The 20,961-nt window shown below is 63.3% G+C and carries 12 protein-coding genes; 2 read left to right on the top strand and 10 right to left on the bottom strand.

What is annotated here, in order from left to right; genetic code table 11:
• The first annotated feature begins 146 nt into the window (after positions 1–146).
• Both RIN61_RS02890 and RIN61_RS02885 read left to right on the top strand, forming a co-directional pair.
• Positions 147–2,801 carry a DUF4118 domain-containing protein gene (locus RIN61_RS02890; RefSeq protein ID WP_313855689.1) on the top strand — a complete coding sequence of 885 codons (2,655 nt, stop codon included), beginning with the start codon at positions 147–149 and terminating at the stop codon, positions 2,799–2,801.
• The gene (locus RIN61_RS02885; protein WP_252378232.1) at positions 2,798–3,493 is read left to right on the top strand and encodes a response regulator; all 696 of its coding nucleotides are present in this window, start codon (positions 2,798–2,800) and stop codon (positions 3,491–3,493) included. Before RIN61_RS02890 ends, RIN61_RS02885 begins: the two co-directional genes overlap by 4 nt.
• A 179-nt stretch (positions 3,494–3,672) precedes the next feature.
• Here the strand turns inward: RIN61_RS02885 and RIN61_RS02880 are convergent, their stop codons facing one another.
• The 10 genes from RIN61_RS02880 to RIN61_RS02835 form a co-directional block, all read right to left on the bottom strand.
• On the bottom strand, positions 3,673–4,344 hold the full coding sequence (locus RIN61_RS02880; RefSeq protein WP_313855686.1) for a DUF6708 domain-containing protein: 672 nt from the start codon (positions 4,342–4,344) through the stop codon (positions 3,673–3,675).
• A 91-nt stretch (positions 4,345–4,435) separates the two neighbouring features.
• Positions 4,436–7,612 (bottom strand): T6SS effector BTH_I2691 family protein, encoded by a 3,177-nt coding sequence (locus tag RIN61_RS02875; protein WP_313855684.1) that lies wholly within the window; start codon positions 7,610–7,612, stop codon positions 4,436–4,438.
• The gene (locus RIN61_RS02870; protein WP_313855682.1) at positions 7,609–8,544 is read right to left on the bottom strand and encodes a hypothetical protein; all 936 of its coding nucleotides are present in this window, start codon (positions 8,542–8,544) and stop codon (positions 7,609–7,611) included. Before RIN61_RS02870 ends, RIN61_RS02875 begins: the two co-directional genes overlap by 4 nt.
• 122 nt (positions 8,545–8,666) lie before the next feature.
• On the bottom strand, positions 8,667–9,572 hold the full coding sequence (locus tag RIN61_RS02865) for a LysR family transcriptional regulator (protein ID WP_112252951.1): 906 nt from the start codon (positions 9,570–9,572) through the stop codon (positions 8,667–8,669).
• A 519-nt stretch (positions 9,573–10,091) separates the two neighbouring features.
• The gene (locus tag RIN61_RS02860; RefSeq protein WP_313855679.1) at positions 10,092–13,022 is read right to left on the bottom strand and encodes an aminotransferase; all 2,931 of its coding nucleotides are present in this window, start codon (positions 13,020–13,022) and stop codon (positions 10,092–10,094) included.
• 407 nt (positions 13,023–13,429) lie between these two features.
• Positions 13,430–15,040, bottom strand: coding sequence for an ABC transporter ATP-binding protein (locus RIN61_RS02855; RefSeq protein ID WP_215520571.1), 1,611 nt, complete (start codon positions 15,038–15,040; stop codon positions 13,430–13,432).
• 1 nt (position 15,041) lies between these two features.
• A complete protein-coding gene (locus RIN61_RS02850; protein ID WP_085664605.1) occupies positions 15,042–16,061 on the bottom strand; it encodes an ABC transporter permease in 1,020 nt (339 codons plus the stop codon).
• A gap of 1 nt (position 16,062) precedes the next feature.
• On the bottom strand, positions 16,063–17,136 hold the full coding sequence (locus RIN61_RS02845; protein WP_016488245.1) for a microcin C ABC transporter permease YejB: 1,074 nt from the start codon (positions 17,134–17,136) through the stop codon (positions 16,063–16,065).
• A 1-nt stretch (position 17,137) separates the two neighbouring features.
• On the bottom strand, positions 17,138–18,973 hold the full coding sequence (locus RIN61_RS02840; RefSeq protein ID WP_215520572.1) for an extracellular solute-binding protein: 1,836 nt from the start codon (positions 18,971–18,973) through the stop codon (positions 17,138–17,140).
• Positions 18,970–20,799, bottom strand: a complete 1,830-nt coding sequence (locus RIN61_RS02835) for an extracellular solute-binding protein (protein WP_313855671.1) — start codon at positions 20,797–20,799, stop codon at positions 18,970–18,972. The genes RIN61_RS02840 and RIN61_RS02835 overlap by 4 nt, the downstream gene beginning before the upstream one ends.
• Positions 20,800–20,961: the final 162 nt, after the last annotated feature.

The raw sequence follows: 20,961 nt of genomic DNA, 5'->3' as shown, positions 1-20,961 counted from the left end.
GAGGGGCTGGCAGGGACCCTGTGGGAGCGGGTTTACCCGCGAATGCGTCGGTGGCGCTATTACTGCATTCGCGGGTGAACCCGCTCCCACAGGTACGGTGTTTGTCCCTGGATTTGCTGCTTGCTGGAAATAGCAAAGGATGAAAGATGAGTGACTCCACCCGCGCAGACGCGCTGTTGGCTACCCTCCCGCGAAGCGGCCGGGGCCGGCTGAAGGTGTTCCTTGGCGCCGCCCCCGGCGTCGGCAAGACTTTCGCCATGCTCCAGGCCGCCCACGCCCAGCAACGCCAGGGCGTTCAGGTGCTGGCCGGAGTGGTCGAAACCCATGGCCGTGCCGAAACCGAGGTACTGCTCGCTGGCCTTCAGCAGCAGCCCCTGCTGCGCAGCCAATACCGCGGCGTCACCCTCGAGGAAATGGACCTCGACGGCCTGCTCAAGGCCGCGCCGGCCCTGGTGATGGTCGACGAACTGGCCCACACCAATGCCCCTGGCAGCCGCCACGCCAAACGTTGGCAAGACGTACAGGAACTGCTGGCTGCCGGCATCGACGTGTACACCACGGTCAACGTCCAGCACCTGGAAAGCCTCAACGACAAGGTCCGCGACATTACCGGCGTGCAAGTGCGCGAAACCCTGCCGGACTGGGTACTGCAGGAAGCCTTCGAGCTGGTGCTGATCGACCTGCCACCCCGTGAGCTGCTCGAACGCCTGCGCGAAGGCAAGGTGTACGTGCCCGAGCAGGCGCGGGCCGCCATCGATGCGTTCTTCTCGCAAACCAACCTTACCGCCCTGCGCGAGCTGGCCATGCAAACCGCTGCTGCCCAGGTGGATGCCGACCTGGCCCACGGCTATCGCCAGCGCGGCCAGGAAGCCCCAGCCCTGCGTGGGCGCTTGCTGGTAGGCGTGGATGGCGACGACCAGGCCGAACGCCTGGTGCGTCATGCCAGCCGCGTGGCGCAACGCCGTCACCTGCCCTGGAGCCTGGTACACGTGGACAACGGCCGCCTGCGCGACGAAACCGCACGGCTGCGCCTGCAAGCTGCCCAGCAACTGGCCGAACGCCTGGGCGGGGAGGTGGTACTGCTGCGTGCCGGCGAAGTGGTGCGCACGCTGATCCAGCATGCCGCCGAACGGCGGGCCAGCCTGGTGCTGGTCGGGCAGTCCCGTGACCGCCTGCGCCGGCGCTTGTTCGGTGCCGGTGTGGCCGCGCGGCTGTTGCGCGAAAGCCACGGCCTGGAAATCAACGTGCTGGACCGCGACGCGCAGCCGCAAGCGCCACGATCGGCGGTGCGGCGGGTGTGGGTCTGGCGCCATTACCTGCTGGCGCTGCTGGCCACGGTCATGGCCGCGGGCCTGGCCTGGGCGGTGTCGAGTGTGCTGGCCCTGCCCAATATCTCGCTGGTGTTCCTGGCCGCGGTGTTGCTGGTGGCGGTGCGCAGCAGCCTGGGGCCTGCGCTGGCCTGCGCGGTGCTGTCGTTCCTGGCCTACGACTTCCTGTTCATCCCGCCCAACCTGTCGTTCAGGATCCAACGCGAAGAAGACGTGCTGACCTTGGTGTTCTTCCTGTTGATGGCCGCGCTCACCGGCAACCTGGCCGCCCGCCAGCGTCGCCAGTTGCAGGCGCTGCGCGAGACCCAGGCGCAGACCAGCCAGCTGCTCGACCTGTCGCGCCGGTTGACCGTGGCCACCGACCGCCAAGCGGTGCTCAACGCCGCCGGCCAGCACCTGGACGGTTGGCAGGACATGCAGGTGTGCCTGCTGGAGCGCAATGTCGAAGGCCGGTTGCAGGTGGCCAGCGGCGAAGCCCATACCTTCAGCGATAATGAACGCGCCGCCGCAGAATGGGCCTGGCAGCACGGCCAGGCCGCCGGTCATGGCAGCGACACCTTGCCCAATGGCCGTTGGTGGTGGTGGCCGTTGGCGGTGGATGAGCAGCCCCTGGCACTGCTCGGTGTGCGCCCGCGTTCGGGCCAACCGCTTAGCGATCCGCGCCGACGCCTGCTCACCGCCCTTGGTCAGCCACTGGCCCAGGCCCTGGCGCGCGCCCGTCTGGCCGAACAGCTGGAGGCCGCACGCCTGCACGGCGAAACCGAGCAGCTGCGCAGCGCCTTGCTTGCGTCCGTTTCCCATGACTTGCGTACCCCACTGACCGCCATGCGCGGCAGCATCGACAGCCTGCTGGCGCTGGGCGAGGCGATCCCCACCGCCGACCGCCGAGAACTGCTGGAGGGCACCCGCAACGAGGCCGAACGCCTCGACCGCTACATCCAGAACCTGCTCGACATGACCCGCCTGGGCCACGGTGGCCTGAAGCTGGCCCGCGACTGGGTTGCCCCGGCCGACATCGTTGGCAGCGCGCTCAACCGCCTGCGCGCTGTGCTGGCGCCGCTGCGGGTGCACACCGACGTGCCGGCCGAGCTGCCGTTGCTGTTCGTCCACGCGGCATTGATCGAGCAGGCGCTGGTCAACGTGCTGGAAAATGCCGCGCGCTTCTCGCCAGCCAATGGCCGGCTGGAGCTGCAGGTGGCGGTGCAGGACGCCCGGCTGTGTTTCGCCGTCAGCGACCAGGGCCCTGGCATTCCCGTGGCCGACCGCGAGAAGATCTTCGACATGTTCTATACCGCCGCTCGTGGCGACCGAGGCGGGCAGGGCACCGGCCTGGGCCTGGCGATCTGCCAGGGCATGATCGGCGCCCATGGCGGGCAGATTTTGGTGGGTGAAGGCATCGATGGCCAGGGCACCAGCATCACTTTATGCTTGCCGCTGCCTCCTCAACCTGAAACCGAAAGCGAAACCCCATGAGTCAGTCCGCCACCCTTCTGGTCATCGACGATGAACCGCAGATCCGCAAGTTCCTGCGTATCAGCCTGGCCTCGCAAGGCTACAAGGTGCTCGAGGCCGCCACCGGCACGGAAGGGCTGGCCCAGGCGGCCTTGGGCAAGCCGGACCTGGTGGTGCTTGACCTGGGCCTTCCGGACATGGACGGCCAGCAGGTACTGCGTGACCTGCGCGAATGGAGCGCGGTGCCGGTGCTGGTGTTGTCGGTGCGCGCCAGTGAAGTGCAGAAGGTCGATGCGCTGGATGGCGGCGCCAATGACTATGTGACCAAACCGTTCGGCATTCAGGAGTTTCTGGCGCGGGTGCGCGCCTTGCTGCGTCAGGTGCCGCAGGCCGGTGGCTCGGAAGTGGCGGCCAGCTTTGGGCCGCTGATGGTGGACTTTGCCTTTCGCCGGGTGACCCTGGATGGCATGGAAGTGGCGCTGACCCGCAAGGAGTATGCGCTGCTGGCACAACTGGCCGGGCACCCGGGGCGGGTGATTACCCAGCAACAGCTGCTCAAGGATATCTGGGGGCCTACCCATGTGGATGACACCCATTACCTGCGGATTGTGGTAGGGCATTTGCGGCAGAAGCTGGGTGATGACCCTACGGCGCCGCGGTTCATCATCACCGAGCCAGGGGTGGGGTACAGGCTGGTGGCGCCGACCATATAGCACTGTGGGAGCGGGCATGCCCGCGAAGAATCCAGCGCGGTGCATGGCACCGGCTGCGCCGGTGTTCGCGGCTGAAGCCGCTCCCACAGAGTCCCCGCTAATTCAATGAGTTATGTGCAGTTCCATGAGAGCTGGCATGTTGGCGATGGGGCCAGAGCAAGTAGCGCAAGACGGTAAGCTCAGGGCGCGGTTCTCGACTCCAGATCCATTTCTGCTGGCCACACTACTCGGGGTGCCAGGCGCAGGGCGAACTCACACCAGAGAATATCGTCATGGTCTTTAGGTGCGCCGGGCGGGGGGAGTGCCGCGGGGCCTTCTTGCATGTAGGTGCAGATATAGGCCCAAGTAAGCTCATCGGTACCCATCACACTCAGGTGGAATCGATCGATAACATTGTTTGTGCCCGGTGCGACGATTGAAAGCATGGCGCCCCATCTGACAATTAGGCCACTTCTGGTTTGTGCCCACAGTTCAGCGCGGACCTGCGACCAGTTGTAACTCACGGCGGCGATTTTGCCCTTGTCGAAAGGATTCCACCACTGGCGCATAAAATTGTAGGCGTAGATTTTTTGGCGGGGGCGGTTGAATCTGATAGGTTCGTCGAGTGGTGGCGTGGTATCGATAAGAATTCCTGTGGCAACTCCCCAGGCTATCAGCATGAGTTCAAGGATTGAATATATTATGGACTCTAGATTTTTGGGTTCGAGTAACGAGAGCGTTAAGTAAATATTGAGCGTGAGTGGAATGCATAATATCACGGTAAGTATTGAGCTGGCGCATCGCGGTGTAGTGGTTTGTCGAGCGATTTCTAAGTAGATTGCACACTGATGATTCGGTGCTTGCTTTTCCATGAGGGGTTCTACAGTAGGCGACTCACAAGGCGTCGGTAGGTCCTTTATCCAGCGTGGGCAAGGTGGATCTAATAGTGGGCGTTTCATATTGTCAGAGATCCTTGATTTTTATTTTATTTTCTTTGATCTCCAGGCGTGCATTGCCTGCATCGTCATTTTTATTTGGGCGGTAATTTAAGATGAATTGGATATCGCGAATGTGGTGATTGTCATGCAGAGGTAAGGAATATTGGGTGGTAAATACTCCACGTTCGCTGTCGAGTTTGCTCTGGTGTTGTTTGTCATTGCCAAGTGGAAAAATATTTACATTGCTGGGTTGTGTGATCGTTAGTTCGGGGTTTGGTGCGCTCTCGCCTGAGAGGATTATTGTGTTTTCGGATAATCCAGATTGATAAAGATGTAATTCCCAGCGGTAATGAGACTGGTTGGCTTGATAATTGGGCAAGGTAAAGTGGAAATCGAGCATGAAAACTGCAGGTACCGTGTGGCCATCACTAATGATGGTTCCCTTCGGTGCGGCAGTATCAAGATGAGCATTCGATGCCAAGCGAAGGTTGACTCTAGCATCTGCCTGGACACCAAGAGTTGCTGCATTGAGAGCTCCAATCGCAGCGTCAAGATGCTCGGCTTCGAACCACGCACGTTGCGCTTTTGGAATGCCCCATCTACAGCGCCGTGACCATAGCTCCGTAGGCGTTGACTCTTTCCGTTTTGCTATTGTGGCTAATGTGTATGTGGCCAGTACCAGCACTATCGTGATGCCAAGGGGGCCGAGCAGAGCGGCTTTTCCGAATGCCACAGCTACTCCAGAAAATGTCGATAGGAACGCTGTTGCGCTGGCAATACGATATTTTGATGAGGCCGTATTGTCGCCATTTTCAATTGTGCGGAAAGTTGCAAAGGCATACTGGGCTCCATCCATGAGGCCTGCCATAGCTGTGATAGCACCACCATACCTGGCTAATTTGCTTGCCAACGATGAATTGGTGATTGTTCCAGGCCATTCTGGATTGGGACGTACCAGCGCTATGGTGAAACCTGCTGTTTCAACACTTGCCCCAAGTACCCCAAGCGATGATGACCAGATTGTTGCGAGCGCTTCCGGGTTGCTTGTATTTGTTTCATGCAGCGCTCGATAGTTCTTGCCCAGGCTGTCCTGCTGAAACCATATACTGCCCAAGGTAAGGAGCAGGCCTACACTTCCGGTACTAGTCGCCGCATCCCGCATGCTGCGCATAGCATCACTCGCCATGTTTTGTGCGGCTATCGAGCTGATTTTCAAACCATCGGAAACCTGCGCACGCAGCGTACCCGCACCAATCGCAACATTGCGTACCAGCGCCCCGACGCCGCCGGCTGCACCCTCACGCAACTGCACCAACCGCGCCTGCAAACTCTCGGCGCTTTCCAACGTCCAGAGCATCACCTCGATCATCTGGCTGCGGTTACCCGCTGCCGCAATATTGATCGCGCCACTCAGCACCATGGCCCGCACCTTGCGGCCCAGGGGATCACGGAACTGCTTGTCTACCTGCTGCAGAAACGCATCCGTCCGCGCCTCCAGGGCCTCGTTGAGCAGGCTCATGTACTCGCCCACTGTCAGCGACACGCGCAACGGCGTTACCTGCTGCCCGGCGAACAGGGCAAACGCCGAGCGATGCACATGGCCGATCAGGGTCTTGGTCCGTTCACTCAGGTGCTGGCTGAGCGCATTCCCTGCGCTGTTGGTCGCGGCCAGCAACTGGCCAACGGCATCCTGTATCGGCTTGATCATCAGCAACTGGCCATCGGCGGTGCCGGCGATGCCCTTGATGATGTCGTACACCTTGCCGAAGTCGTCCCCGGCCAGCGCGCTGGTCACCTGCTGCATCAGCTTCTGGTTCTTGGCCAGCAGCGCCTGGTAAAGCAGGCTGCGGTCGTCTTCCAGCAACTGCTGCCAGATATGCTGGGTGATCCCGAGCGGCTGACCCTCCTGAGGCAGGGGTTCAGTGGGCCCGCCGGCCAGGCAGGCGGCCATCATCTGGATGAAGTACTCGACCGAAACAGGGGAGCTCGCGTCATAGTCGTGGTAACCGATTTGCTGAAACGCCCGTTTGGCATAGTGGCGCGCATACAGATCGCCAACCTGGTCGATCATCGACTGCCAGTTTGTCAGTTCGCGGTCGTAATCGGCCTGGAACGCGGCGCGGGCGCTTTCGTCGTAACGCTCTTCCAGCCGCTCGCGCGCTTCTTGCTGTTTGCGCGCGATGTTGCGTGCGGTCTGCGCGTCGATGTCCACCGGCGGCAGATACGCCTTGGCCGCGATCGGGCTGTCGTTCCACTGCTTGACCTGCCGGGCTTCCCGCTGCGCGTCCTCGGCACCCTGCGCGGCCGCCGTGGCCGCGTGCAGTTCGCGGATGCCCAGTAGTGCTTGCGAGGTGAAGTATTCGAAGTGCCGCTGCGGCTGCGCCCGCCATTCCTGCAGGGCTTGCACCCAGCCAGTGCGTTGCGCGTTGAGCTCCATGACCATGCCGACCGGGTCGGGCAGCGTCAGCGCCAGCAGGCCATTGGGCAGTTGTTCCTGCTGGATGACATTGCGTACATGGGTGCGGGTTTCATGCCAGCGGCCCAGGCGGCTGTAAAAGCCATGAGCGCTGGTGAACCTGGCGGAGGAAAAGGTAGAGAACTCCAGCACCTGCTCCAGGCCGAAGCGGAAGCTGTCGGTCATGGCGATGCCGAGGCTGGCAGGGTCGTTGCGTGCGGTGTTCAGGTCCACTTCGACGAAGCGGGCGAGGGTGCCCGGGTCACTGTCGGCGATGCCTTGCCGATAGCGGTCGAGTACCGCACGGGGCCAGGGGTCGTTGGCGAAGGCGATCCAGGCCTTGCGGTAGAGCAGGGTATCGATGTTGATGAAGGAGGCGATCACATCGTGGCCTTCGGTGGCGCATACCTTTGGTAACGACCTGGGTGGCCCCAAGGGCATCTGCGATACCGGAAAGCGCTGCAAGGTACCTTCCGCCGCTACCTCGTAGGCCTGCCAGATTTCCTGGTCGAGCAGTACGTAGACATAACCCTGGCGCAGGAGGCGCAACTGGTCGGTGTGCATCGGGTGGAAGATGATTTCGCTATCGTCTGCCAGGCGATAGGGGCGCCCTGTATCCGGGCGTGGGGCGTAGGCCTCGCGCAGCAGCAGAATCGGCAGGCCGGAGCGTTCGCAGGCATTACAGGTGCCGTAGGTATTGGGGATCTCTTCCTGCATGGTGATGTGGATGGTTTTGCTGATGCTCATGAGTAACTCCTTGCCTTCGGCAGGCTGGCGACGATGTGCGACCAGGTGCAGTCGTCGTAGCTGGCGAAGCGGTCTGCCAGGCGCTGTTCGCCGGCAGCTGCCTTTTCCACCGCGTGCTGGATGGTCGGGTGCTGAAGGAGCAGTGGGTGGACCATGAGCATGTGCAGGCTCATGCACTGGATATCGGCGCGGTCGCGCAGGCCTTGCCTGAACGCATTGAGGATCAGGTGCATGGCATGGGTGGGGGCGTTTTCCGGCAGGCCTGCATGGGAATGCTGCACGGCACTCAGGCGATGCCAGGCACAGAGCAGCTGAATGATCTGTGGTGCGACATGCTGTGTCGCCCTTACGGCCTCGGGGACGGCCAGTTCGCCAGCCATGGGTTTTCGCTCGAATACCTCGCAACTGCCCCGACCATCGGGATGTAGCCAGCTGCGAACAGGTCCGAGGACTTCGTCTGCGTTTTTCAGGGTCGCGCGCAGCAGCGCCAGCCGCACCGGTTCGAACCAGGCGGTGATACCGTGCGGTTTTGGTTGGTGCAGTACCTGACACTGCTGGCTGATGTGCCGGGCGATGAGGTTGGCGGGTTGGTCGCTGATCAGCCAGCCACACACGTAGTGCCAGGTAGCTGCCGATTCACGAGCGGCGCAGGTCGCACTCAATGACGCAAGGGCTGTGGGCGCATCGCCGGGTTTCGCAAGCCGCACCAGAGCTGGCCAGCATTCGGGATCCTGCACCAGCCCGCTGCAGTCGACGCGTGTTACGGCATCACTACCCAGCGCTTCACCGAGGGCAGCGATGGCCAGCGGGTGCTCAGGCGGGCAGCCGGCGAATGGGTCCAGTAAAAGGTAGAGGGCCTCGTCTGGCTGACGCTGCAGGTTGGCGAAGTGATCGACCGACTGCACGTAGCCCTGCGCGGACTGGCTCGACATGAGAAGTTCCTTTTCTTCTTGATGGCGAGCAGAAACCTAACGGGGAATCAATGCTGCAGGTAGTTATTGGCTTCCTAACCAGTTGTAGGATTTTTCGCTTTCGGACGAGGCAGGCGTATCGCTCAGGACCTCGGGGATTCTGTTTCAAAGCATTGGCGCACCACCTCAAGGTAGCGCCGGGCGCCCAGGCCCAACGGGCGCGACTTGACCCAGATGATGTCCACCCACAGGCGCAACCGGCTGGCCATGTTGTCGAAACGCACCTCTGCCAGCGCGCCCGAAGCGATCAACGGTTCAACCAACGGCTGCGGCAGATACGCCCAACCAAGGCCCGATTGCACCAGGTCCAGCGTGGCCAGGTAGCTGTCGGTCAGCCAGATGCGTCGCGACAGTACCATGCGCGGGTCCGACCCGGTGGCCTTGCCCGAGGCCACGATGATCTGCCGCTGTTCGGCGAAAGCCTCTTCAGGTAATGGCGTGCCGCTGTTTTGCCCGGCCGGATGGCGGGGGGAGGCAACGGCAACCAGCAACTGGCTGCCAGCTTCCAGGAATGACTCGCGCTCGTCGATGCCAGGCCGTTCGAAGACCAGCGCCAGCTGCACGCTGCCGTCGTGCAGCAGGCGGATGGCTTCGGCCTGGGTGGCCGAGCGCACCTCGATTTCCAGGCTGGGAAATTCCTGGGCGAGGGTTTCCAGTGGTTGGCTCCAGCGGCCTGTCTGCAGCTCGGGCGCCATGGCGATGGTCAGGCGCTTTTCCAGGCCCTTGTGCAGTTGCAGGGCCTGGGCGTCGAGCAGGTTGAGCTGGCAGATCACCTGCCTGGCCTGGGGCTCCAGGGCCAGGGCGGCGCTGGTGGGCAAGGCTTTGCGCGTGGCCCGGTCGAACAGCACCAGGTCCAGCTCCGCCTCCAGTTGGGCGATGGCCATGCTCACGGCCGAAGGCACACGCCCCAGCTTGCGCGCGGCGGCAGAGAACGAGCCTGCCTCCAGCACCGCGAGGAAGATTGCCAGGGAGTCGCTGGTAAAGGCCATGTTCATTGAACCTGAGGTGGGGGGTGTGAGCGAATAGTAATAGATGAGGCGAAAGTTTTATGGCCCCTGTGGGATCGAGCGCCGCTGGTGCGGCGCATTACAGGTCCAACGTGAACCTGAAGCCTGTGCGGTACCTGTGGGAGCGGGTTTACCCGCGAAGAAGCCTGCGCGGGGTAGGGCACCGGCTTCGCCGGTATTCGCGGCTAAAGCCGCTCCCACAGGTACAGCGTCAACTCCAAGCCAGCGCAGCACCTGTGGGAGCGGGCGCGCCCGCGAAACAGACGACGCGGTTGATGGCACCGGCTTCGCCGGTATTCGCGGCTAAAGCCGCTCCCACAGGTACAGCGTCAACTCCAAGCCAGCGCAGTACCTGTGGGAGCGGGCGCGCCCGCGAAACAGACGACGCGGTTGATGGCACCGGCTTTGCCGGTGTTCGCGGGCGTGACCGCTCCCACAAAGCGCTGGGGCTCACAGGCGCTGAATATCCAAAGGCCAACGCCGCCAGCACCACCCAGTTCCTTACAGCCCTTCGCCCAACACCCGATCAATGCTGTCGACAAAGTAGTCCACGCTCGCCCGGCTGGTGCACATCGGCGGCTTGATCTTGAGGATGTTCAGGTAGTCGCCAGTCGGCTGCATGAAGATGCCCAGGTCACGCAGGCGATTGCACAGCGTCATGGTTTCCTCGGTAGCTGGTTCCAGGGTTGCGCGGTCGCGCACCAGTTCCAGCCCCAGGTAAAAGCCCGAGCCATGCGCCGCGCCGGCCAGCGGGTGCTTGTCGACCAGTGCCTGCAGGCGCGACTTGAAGTAGCGCCCGGTATCGCGGGCGTTGTCCCACAGGCCTTCTTCCTGCATCACGTCCAGCACCGCCATGCCGATGCGGCAACTGACCGGGCTGCCACCTGCCGAGGAGAAGAAGTAGCCCTCGGCTTCCAGTGCTTCGGCAATCTCGCGGCGGGTGATGACTACGCCCAGCGGTTGGCCGTTGCCCATGCCTTTGGCCATGGTGATGATGTCAGGCACCACGCCCTGTTCCTCGAAGCCCCAGAAGTACTCGCCCAGGCGGCCATAACCGACCTGCACCTCGTCGGCGATGCACACGCCGCCGCGGGCACGTACTTTGGCATAGGCCTCGCGCAGGTAACCGGCCGGCAACGAAATACCCCCGGCATTGCCGTACACCGGTTCGCAGATGATGCCTGCCAACTGGCGGCCACGGGCGTCGAGGTCGGCCAGCTTGGCGTCGACGTCGCGCAGGTAGTCGGTGGCGCTGTCGGCACCACGGAAGCGGCCACGGAAGGTGTTCGGCGCTTCGACCGGGTGCACCCAGTCCGGGCGGGTTTCCAGGGCCTGCGGGTTGTCGGCAATGGAGGTGGAAATGGCATCAGTGGCCACCGACCAGCCGTGGTAGGCCTCCAGCACGCTGAGCAGGTCGCGCCCGCCGCTGTAGGCCCAGGCCAGGCGAATCGCCAGGTCGTTGGCTTCGGTGCCGCTGTTGACCATGAACACCCGGTCGAAGCCTGCGGGTGCCAACGCCAGCAGGCGTTCGGAGAACTCGGTGATGGCCGCGTAGTGGAAGCGCGAGTTGGTGTTCAGCAGCGACCACTGCCGCGCCGATTCGGCGACCATGCGCGGGTGGCCGTGGCCCAGCACCGCGACGTTGTTGAGCATGTCCAGGTACGAGCGGCCCTGCATGTCGATCAGGTAGTTGCGCCAGCCGCGTTCGATGTGGGGCGGTTGCGCGTAGTAGTGCTTCTGCGAGCGGGCGAAGCTGGCGTCGCGGCGGGCCAGCAGGGCCTGTGGGTCAGGGAGTGGTTCGGCGTTGCAGTCGAAGCCCAGCAAGGCAGCTGGCGACGGGCACAGGGCCAGCCAGGCCGTCGCCTGGGATGGCGTGGCGAAGAATGGCGGCTGGATGCCGTTATCCAGGCACAACTGCACACTGAGGAAGCCACAACTGCTGCCCAGCGGCTGGCCTTTTTCCACGGCCTGGCCATTTGCAGGCGCGTCTTCCAGGCCCTGCAGCCACAAGGTCCAGTGCGCGCTGCGCAGGCAGCCACGGCCGTCACCATGGCGCTGCCAGGTGCCGGCATCTGGCGCTTGTACCAGGCTGCCGTTGGGTACATGCAACTCGACGCCCAAGGCGCAGGTGGCGGGCTCTTCGGGGCGGTCGATGTGGGTTTGCGACAGGCGATACTGCCCGTGCAGGCTGCAGGCCGGGGCCGGTTGCGTGGTCAGCAGGTGCTGGTCGAAGCCCGGTTGCTCCCAGTTGCCCGCCTCGCAATGCACGCTGAGTACGCCCAGGTCGACGCGCGTCACTGCCTGCCCGTCCAGCTCAGGGAGCAGTGGCGCGCAGCCGCTCAGGTCCAGCGTGGCAGGCTGCAGGCCCGCAGCTTGCAGGATGGCCGCTTCCATCAACGCGAAGGGTACGGCGGTGGCAGTGTCGAAGATTTCCCATTCATGGGCGATGTTGTCGCGGGTGTACTGGTTGCCGGGGTCTACGGCGAGTTGCTGCTCGCTGCTCAGCACTAGCACGGCGGCGCGGTTGAGCACCAGTGGCCACAGTGCGCGCAGTTCGGCTTCGCTCAGTGGGTTGAGCGCCTGGTAGGCATGCACGGCTGGCAGGATGCGCAGCGGGTCGCCCTCGGCATGGTGCAGCAGCGCCGCGCAGGTTACCGACAGGTCGGCGATGCGCCACGTGCGCAACAGGTCGCCGAAATCGATCACCCCTTGCAGCTGCCATTGGCGCTGGGCATCACGGCCCCACACGGTGTTGTCGTCGGTGATGTCGAGGTGCACGGCCTGGCTTGGCAGGTGAGCAACCAGCGGCGTCAGGCGCTCGCTGGCCTGGCGGGTGGCGTGTTCGATACGGGCGCGCTGCTCGCTGTCCTGCAGCACCGGCAGCAGGTGAGCGATCAGTGCCTGGGCATGCTGCGGGTCCCATTGCAGGGTGCGCGCAAGGCCTGGGTGATCGAAATTGGCAAGTGCCTTGTCCAGCTTCGCACAGAGCCCGCCCAGTTCAGCCATCAGGCGTGGCTCCATGTGCTTGAGGCGGGTCAACGGTTGGCCTTCGATGTAGTCGAGCAGGCGCAGGCGCAGCGGTTGCCCGTCTATTTCCAGCGCCAGCAGCATCTGGCCGTCGCTTGCCGGGCACACGGCGGGCACTGGCAAGCCCTGTTCGCGCAGGTAGGCCAGGGCCGCGTGTTGGGCTTCCAGTTCGAGCTGGGCGTAGCTGCCGTGGCAGGCCTTGAGCACGAAGCTGCCTTGGGGGGCGTCTACGCGGAAGTTAAGGTCCTGTTGGCTGCCCAGTGGCGACAGGTTGCCGGCAATGCCGTAGTGCGTTTGCAGCACGGCATGTGCCTGGGCTTCGCCGAGCACAGGGCTGGGCAGGCCGGAACGCTGGATCAGCGTGGTCAGGGCAGGGGAGGCGGGCTGGTATTGTGTGCTGGACATGGGCTCTACCGTTGCTGCTGGGGGTTGACGGTGGAGAATTTATGCTCGATCTGGCTGATGATGGAAGACGATTGTTGTCAGAAAATTTGATGATTGGATTGCTGCCCCGGAGCTGTGTATGCCGTGTTCGCCTTGGTACACGTGGTTTTGCTGACAGTGAAGTGGGTGTCTTCCGTGGTCATTCTTGAATCCCCTGAAAATTCTCGACTGCCTGGACGGGCCTCTTCGCGGGCACGCCCGCGAAAGGGCCGGCCCTGGCGACACATTAATCAGCCTTGGTGCAAGTCTTGGGTTCGGCGAGGATTGGGAAATGGCCCACAGGGATAGCGCATGGCTTGAAGCCAGCGCGGTCGGGGTGGGAGCAGGCTTGGAACCGCGGCGATGGGCTGCGCAGCAGCCCCCAAAAGCTAACTAGCCGCACCCACCTCCAAGAACGCCGCCTCCAGCAACTGCCGGGTATACGGATGCTGCGGCGCATGGAAGATCGCCTGTGCATCCCCTTGTTCCACCACATGCCCATGCTTGATCACCATCAACTGGTGGCTCAACGCCTTGACCACCGCCAGGTCATGGCTGATGAACAGGTAGGTCAGGTTGTATTTCTGCTGCAGATTGCGCAGCAACTCCACCACCTGCCGCTGCACCGTGCGGTCCAGCGCCGACGTAGGCTCATCCAGCAGGATCAGCGCCGGCTTCAATACCAACGCCCGGGCAATGGCAATGCGCTGGCGCTGCCCACCGGAAAACTCATGCGGATAGCGATGCCGCGTGCGCGGGTCCAGCCCCACTTCCTCCAGGGCAGCAATAATCGCCGCTTCCTGTTCCTGCGCGTTGCCAATGCCGTGAATGCGCAACCCTTCACCGACGATATCCGCCACGCACATGCGTGGGCTCAGGCTGCCGAACGGGTCCTGGAACACTACCTGCATCTCCCGGCGCAACGGGCGCACGGCCTTCTGGTTCAGCCCTTCCAGGTTCTGCCCATGGAAGCGAATGCCGCCCTGGCTGGAGATCAGGCGCAAGATCGCCAGCCCCAACGTCGACTTGCCAGACCCGGACTCGCCGACAATCCCCAGCGTCTGCCCCTGCGGCAAGCTGAAGTTGACCCCGTCCACCGCCTTCACATGGTCGACCGTGCGCCGCAGCAGGCCCTTCTTGATCGGGAACCACACCTTGAGGTCATCCACCTCCAGCAATGGCGCGCCCACCGGGTTGTGCGCCGGCAGCCCGCTGGGCTCGGCATTGATCAGCATCTGCGTGTAGTGGTGCTGCGGCGCGCTGAACAGCGTGGCGCATTCGGCCTGCTCGACAATCTGCCCGTGCTGCATCACGCACACACGGTGGGCGATGCGCCGTACCAGGTTCAGGTCATGGCTGATCAGCAGCAGGGCCATGCCCAGACGCGCCTGCAGTTTCTTCAGCAGGTCGAGAATCTTCAATTGCACGGTCACGTCCAGCGCCGTGGTCGGCTCGTCCGCAATCAGCAGTTCCGGCTCGTTGGCCAGGGCCATGGCAATCATCACCCGCTGGCGCTGCCCGCCCGACAGCTCATGGGGCAGGGCCTTCAGGCGCTTGCGTGGTTCGGGAATGCCGACCATCTCCAGCAGCTCCAGGGTGCGCGCCGTGGCCTCCTTGCCGGTCAGGCCCTTGTGCAGCAGGAGGATTTCGTTGATCTGCTTCTCGATGCAGTGCAACGGGTTCAGCGAGGTCATCGGCTCCTGGAAGATCATCGCAATGCGGTTGCCGCGAATGCGCTGCATGGTCTTCTCGTTCTGCTGCAGCAGGTCCTTGCCCTCGTAGCGGATGCTGCCGCTGGGGTGGCGGGCCAGGGGGTAGGGCAGCAAGCGCAGGAGCGAGTGCGCGGTGACCGATTTGCCCGAGCCACTCTCGCCCACCAGTGCCAGCGTCTCACCCTTGCGGATGTCGAAGCTGATGCCGTTCACCACGCGGTGGGCCTGGTCCCCGGTGACGAATTCCACCGCCAGGTCGCGCACTTCGATCAGGTTCTGTTCACTCATGTCACTTCCTCGGGTCGAAGGCATCGCGGGCGGATTCGCCGATGAACACCAGCAGGCTCAGCATCAGCGCCAGCACGGCGAAGGCGCTGATGCCCAGCCAGGGGGCCTGCAGGTTGGACTTGCCCTGGGCCACCAACTCGCCCAGCGACGGTGCGCCAGGCGGCAGGCCGAAACCGAGGAAGTCCAGGGCGGTGAGGGTGCCGATTGCGCCGGTGAGGATGAACGGCATGAAGGTCATGGTCGAGATCATGGCGTTGGGCAGGATGTGCCGGTACATGATCGCGCCGTTGCGCATCCCCAACGCGCGGGCTGCGCGCACGTATTCCAGGTTGCGCCCGCGCAGGAACTCGGCGCGCACCACGTCCACCAGGCTCATCCACGAGAACAGCAGCATGATGCCCAGCAACCACCAGAAGTTGGGCTGCACGAAGCTGGCAAGGATGATCAGCAGGTACAGCACCGGCAGGCCCGACCAGACCTCCAGGAAGCGTTGCCCGGCCAGGTCGACCCAGCCGCCATAAAAGCCCTGCAGGGCACCGGCGATCACGCCGACGATGGAGCTGAGCACGGTCAGTGTCAGGGCGAACAGCACCGAGATGCGGAAGCCGTAGATCACCCGTGCCAGCACATCGCGGCCCTGGTCGTCGGTGCCCAGCCAGTTGTCCGCCGACGGTGGGGCCGGTGCGGGTACGCGCAGGTCGTAGTTGATGCTCTGGTAGCTGAACGGGATCGGTGCCCACAGCACGAAGCTGTCTTTCTTCTCCAGCAGTTCGCGGATGTAGGGGCTCTTGTAGTTGGCTTCCAGCGGGAATTCGCCGCCGAAGGTGGTTTCCGGGTAGCGCTTGAACGCCGGGAAGTACCATTCGCCGTCGTAGCGCACGGCAATCGGCTTGTCGTTGGCGATCAGCTCGGCGCCCAGGCTCAGGCCGAACAGGATCAGGAACAGCCACAGCGACCACCAGCCACGGCGGTTGGCCTTGAAGCGCTCGAAGCGCCTGCGGTTGAGGGGGGACAAGGCCATGTCAGTGCTCCCGGCTGGCGAAGTCGATGCGTGGATCGACCAGGGTGTAGGTCAGGTCGCCGATCAGTTTCACCACCAGCCCCAGCAGGGTGAAGATGAACAGGGTGCCGAAGACCACCGGGTAGTCGCGGTTGATGGCCGCTTCGAAACTCATCAGGCCGAGGCCGTCGAGGCTGAAGATCACCTCGATCAGCAGGGAGCCGGTGAAGAAGATGCCGATGAACGCCGAAGGGAAACCGGCAATCACCAGCAGCATGGCATTGCGGAACACATGGCCATACAGCACCCGTGGCCGGCTCAGGCCCTTGGCCTTGGCAGTGACCACGTATTGCTTGTTGATCTCGTCGAGGAAGCTGTTCTTGGTCAGCAAGGTCATGGTGGCGAAGTTGCCGATGACCAGCGCGGTGATCGGCAGTACCAGGTGCCAGAAGTAGTCCAGCACCTTGCCGGTGGTGCTCAGCTCGTCGAAATTGTTGGAAGTAAGGCCACGCAGCGGGAACCAGTCGAAGTAGCTGCCGCCGGCGAACAGCACGATCAGCAGAATGGCGAACAGGAACGCCGGGATGGCATAGCCGACGATGATCGCCGAACTGGTCCACACATCGAAGTGGCTGCCGTGGCGCACGGCCTTGGCAATGCCCAGCGGGATCGATACCAGGTACATGATCAGCGTGCTCCACAGTCCCAGCGAGATCGACACCGGCATCTTCTCGACGATCAGGTCGATGACCTTGGCATCGCGGAAGAAGCTGTCGCCGAAGTCCAGACGGGCGTAGTTCTTGATCATGATCCACAGGCGCTCGGGCGGCGACTTGTCGAAGCCGTACATGCGCTCGATCTCGGCGATCAGTGCCGGGTCCAGGCCTTGGGCGCCACGGTAGTTGGAGCCGGCCACGGACACTTCGGCGCCGCCACCGGCAATGCGGCTGGTGGCGCCTTCGAAACCTTCGAGCTTGGCGATCATCTGCTCGACCGGGCCGCCGGGGGCTGCCTGGACGATGATGAAGTTGATGATCAGGATGCCGAACAGGGTCGGGATGATCAGCAGCAGGCGGCGCAGGATGTAGGCCAGCATGTTATTCGGCCTCGTCCGCAGTGGCTGCGCTGGCGGCCGGGGTTACGCCAGGCTTGATCCACCAGGTGTCGATGCCGATGTCGTACTTGGGCGAGACGTCCGGGTGGCCGATGTGGTTCCAGTAGGCCACGCGCCAGGTCTTGATATGCCAGTTGGGGATCACGTAGTAGCCCCACAGCAGCACGCGGTCGAGGGCCCGGCAGTGGTCGATCAGGCTCTGGCGCGAATCGGCATTGATCAGTTGCTCCACCAGCTGGTCGATGGCCGGGTCGCGCAGGCCGATGAAGTTGCGGCTGCCAGGGTTGTCGGCGGCGGCACTGGACCAGAACTCGCGCTGCTCGTTGCCCGGCGAGTTGGACTGCGGGTAGCCACCGACGATCATGTCGTAGTCGCGCGAGCGCAGGCGGGTAATGTACTGGGAAACGTCGACCCGGCGGATGTTCAGGTCGATGCCAAGGTCGGCGAGGTTGCGCTTGAACGGCAGCAGGATACGTTCGAACTCAGTCTGTGCCAGCAGGAACTCGATGCTCACCGGCTTGCCCTGGGCGTCGACCATCTTGTCGTCGACGATTTTCCAGCCGGCTTCCTGCAGCAGCTTGTAGGCCTGGCGCTGCTGCTCGCGGATCATGCCGCTGCCGTCGCTGACCGGGTTGTGGAAGGCTTGGCTGAATACCTGCTCGGGGACCTTGCCGCGCAGCGGTTCGAGGATTTTCAGCTCGTTGGGGCCGGGCAGGCCGCGGGCGGCCATTTCAGAGTTTTCGAAGTAGCTGCCGGTACGGGTGTAGGCGCCGTTGAACAGCTGCTTGTTGGTCCACTCGTAGTCAAGCAGCAGGCTCAGCGCCTGGCGCACGCGCACATCCTGGAACACCGGGCGGCGGATATTGAAGATGAAACCCTGCATGCCGGTGGGGTTGCCGTTGGGCAATTCTTCCTTGATCAGCCGGCCATCGCGCACGGCGGGTACGTTGTAGGCAGTGGCCCAGTTCTTCGCGCTGACTTCCAGCGCATAGTCGAACGCCCCGGCCTTGAGCGCTTCCAGGGCGACCGTGGTGTCGCGGTAGGAGTCGAAGGTCATCACGTCGAAATTGTAGAAGCCGCGGTTGATCGGCAGGTCCTTGGCCCAGTAGTCCTTGACCCGCTCGTAGCGCACCGAGCGCCCGGCCTTGACCTCGGCGACCTTGTACGGGCCGCTGCCCAGCGGGATTTCCAGGTTGCCGCGGTTGAACTCGCGGCTTTCGTACCAGTGCTTGGGCAACACCGGCAGCTGGCCGAGAATCAGCGGCAGCTCACGGTTGTTCTTGTGCTTGAAAGTGAACAGCACCGTCAGCGGGTCTTCGGCGACCACTTCGGCGACGTCGGCATAGTACTGGCGGTACAGCGGCGCGCCGTCCTTGATCAGGGCATTGAAGGTGAACACCACGTCTTCGGCGCGCATTGGGTGGCCGTCGTGGAAGCGTGCCTCGGGGCGCAGGTAGAAGCGCACCCAGCTGTTGTCCGGGGCCTTTTCGATCTTGCCGGCCACCAGGCCGTACTCGGTGAACGGCTCGTCCTGGCTCTGGCGCATCAGGGTGTCGTAGATGCTGCCGATATTCTCGGCCGGCACACCCTTGTTGATGAACGGGTTGAGGCTGTCGAAACCGCCGAAGCTGGACTGGCGGAAGGTGCCGCCCTTGGGCGCGTCAGGGTTGACGTAGTCGAAGTGCTTGAAGTCGGCCGGGTACTTGGGCGGTTCGTCATAAAGCGTGAGCGCGTGCTGCGGTGCGGCCAGGGCGGAAAGGCTCAGGCAGGCAAGCAACAGGCTGCCGGCCAGCCGGCGCAGTCGGTGCGTTGGCGTCATTGGGCTTTCTCCGAGGTCTTGATCCACCAGCTGTTCAGCCCGAGGGTGTAGGGCGGCGTGGTGACGAAGGCGAACCGGTTGCGGTAGGCCAGGCGATGATTGTCGAGGTACCAGTTGGGGATCATGTAGTACTGCCATGAGAGCACCCGGTCCAGGGCGCGGGCGGCGGCGACCTGGTCATCACGGGTACGGGCGGCGAGCAGGGTGTCGAGCAGATGATCGACCACCGGGTCCTTGACCCCAGCATAGTTCTTGCTGCCCTTGGTCGTGGCCTGGCTGGAGTGGAAGTACAGCCACTGTTCGAGGCCGGGGCTCAGGGTCTGGTTCAGGGTCATCAGAATCATGTCGAAATCGAACTGGTCCAGGCGTTGTTTGTACTGGGCGCGGTCCACGGTACGCAAGCGCGCATCGATGCCGATGCTGGCCAGATTTTCGACATAAGGTTGCAGGATGCGTTCAAGGTTGGGGTTTACCAGCAGCAGCTCCATGCGCAGCTGCTGGCCCTTGCTGTCAACCAGGCGCTGCCCGTTCAGTTTCCAGCCGGCCTCGGCGAGCAGGCCGAGGGCCTGGCGCAGGGTGTGGCGGCTGATACCGCGGCCATCGGTCTGGCTGACCTTGTAGGGTTCGCTGAACAGGCTGGCCGGCAATTGGTCGCGGAACGGCGCCAGCAGCAGCCACTCCTTGCCGGTGGGCAGGCCGGTGGCGGCGAACTCGCTGTTGGGGTAGTAGCTGGTCGAACGGCGATAGGCGCCGCTGAACAGCGCGCGGTTGGTCCACTCGAAGTCGAGCATCAGCCCCAGCGCCTGGCGAACCCGTGGGTCGCTGAAGGTGGCCCTGCGGCTGTTCATGAACAGGCCCTGGGTTTGCGTGGGGATGCGGTGCGGGATCTGCGCCTTGATTACCTCGCCCCGGCGCACGGCCGGGAAGTTGTAGCCGTTGGCCCAGTTCTTCGCCTGGTGCTCGATATAGATGTCGAACTCGCCGGCCTTGAACGCTTCGAAGGCGACCGTGGCGTCGCGGTAGAACTCGTACTCCACGCGGTTGAAGTTGTATTTGCCACGGTTCACCGCCAGGTCCTTGCCCCAGTAGTTCTTTACCCGTTCGAACACCAGCCGGCGCCCAGGGTGGACCTGGGTGATGCGGTAGGGGCCGCTGCCCAGCGGGGGCTCGAAGGTGGTGGCCTTGAAATCGCGCTTTTGCCAGTAGTGTTTGGGCAGCACCGGCATTTCGCCCAGGCGCAGGATCAGCAACGGGTTGCCGGCGCGCTTGAACACGAAGCGGATGCGCAGCGGGCCAAGGATGTCCACCCGCTGCACTTCCTGCAGGTTGGTACGGTAGATCGGGTGGCCATCCTTGAGCAGCGTGCGGTAGGAGAAGGCCACGTCTGCCGAGGTGATCGGCTTGCCGTCATGCCAGTGGGCTTCCGGGCGCAGGTTGAACACCACCCAGCTGCGGTCCTCGCTGTACTCCACAGAGCGGGCGATCAGGCCGTAGCTGGAGGTTGGTTCGTCGCCGGACGGGTCGTACTGGCCGGTGCCGACCATCAGCGGCTCGTTCAGCTCGCTGACGCCGTATTGCTGGAAATTGGGCGTGGTAATCGGGCTCGACCCCTTGAAGGTGTAGGGGTTGAGGGTGTCGAAGGTACCGAAAGCCATGGCCCGCAAGGTACCGCCCTTGGGCGCTTGCGGGTTGACCCAGTCGAAATGGGTGAATGTGGCTGGGTACTTGAGCGTGCCGAACTGCGCGTATCCGTGGCTTTCGCTCACCATCGCGGCTGCGGGAAAGCTCAAGGCCAGGCTGAGTGACAGCAGGAGGGGACGTATCAAGTCGGCATCCGATCCAGAGGCGTTGGGCTTTGATCGGGGTACAGTAACAGCTTGGTGGGGTTGGAAAAAGAGTGCGAACTTGAGGATTGCAAGGGGCTGCCTTGCAGCCCATCGCCGGCAAGCCAGCTCCCACAGGTACTGCACAAGACTTCAAGTCGATGC

The organism is Pseudomonas inefficax (genome assembly GCF_032164165.1).
Lineage (GTDB): Bacteria > Pseudomonadota > Gammaproteobacteria > Pseudomonadales > Pseudomonadaceae > Aquipseudomonas > Aquipseudomonas inefficax.
Note: the sequence above shows the minus strand (reverse complement) of the source record. Positions and strands in the feature narration are given on the sequence as shown.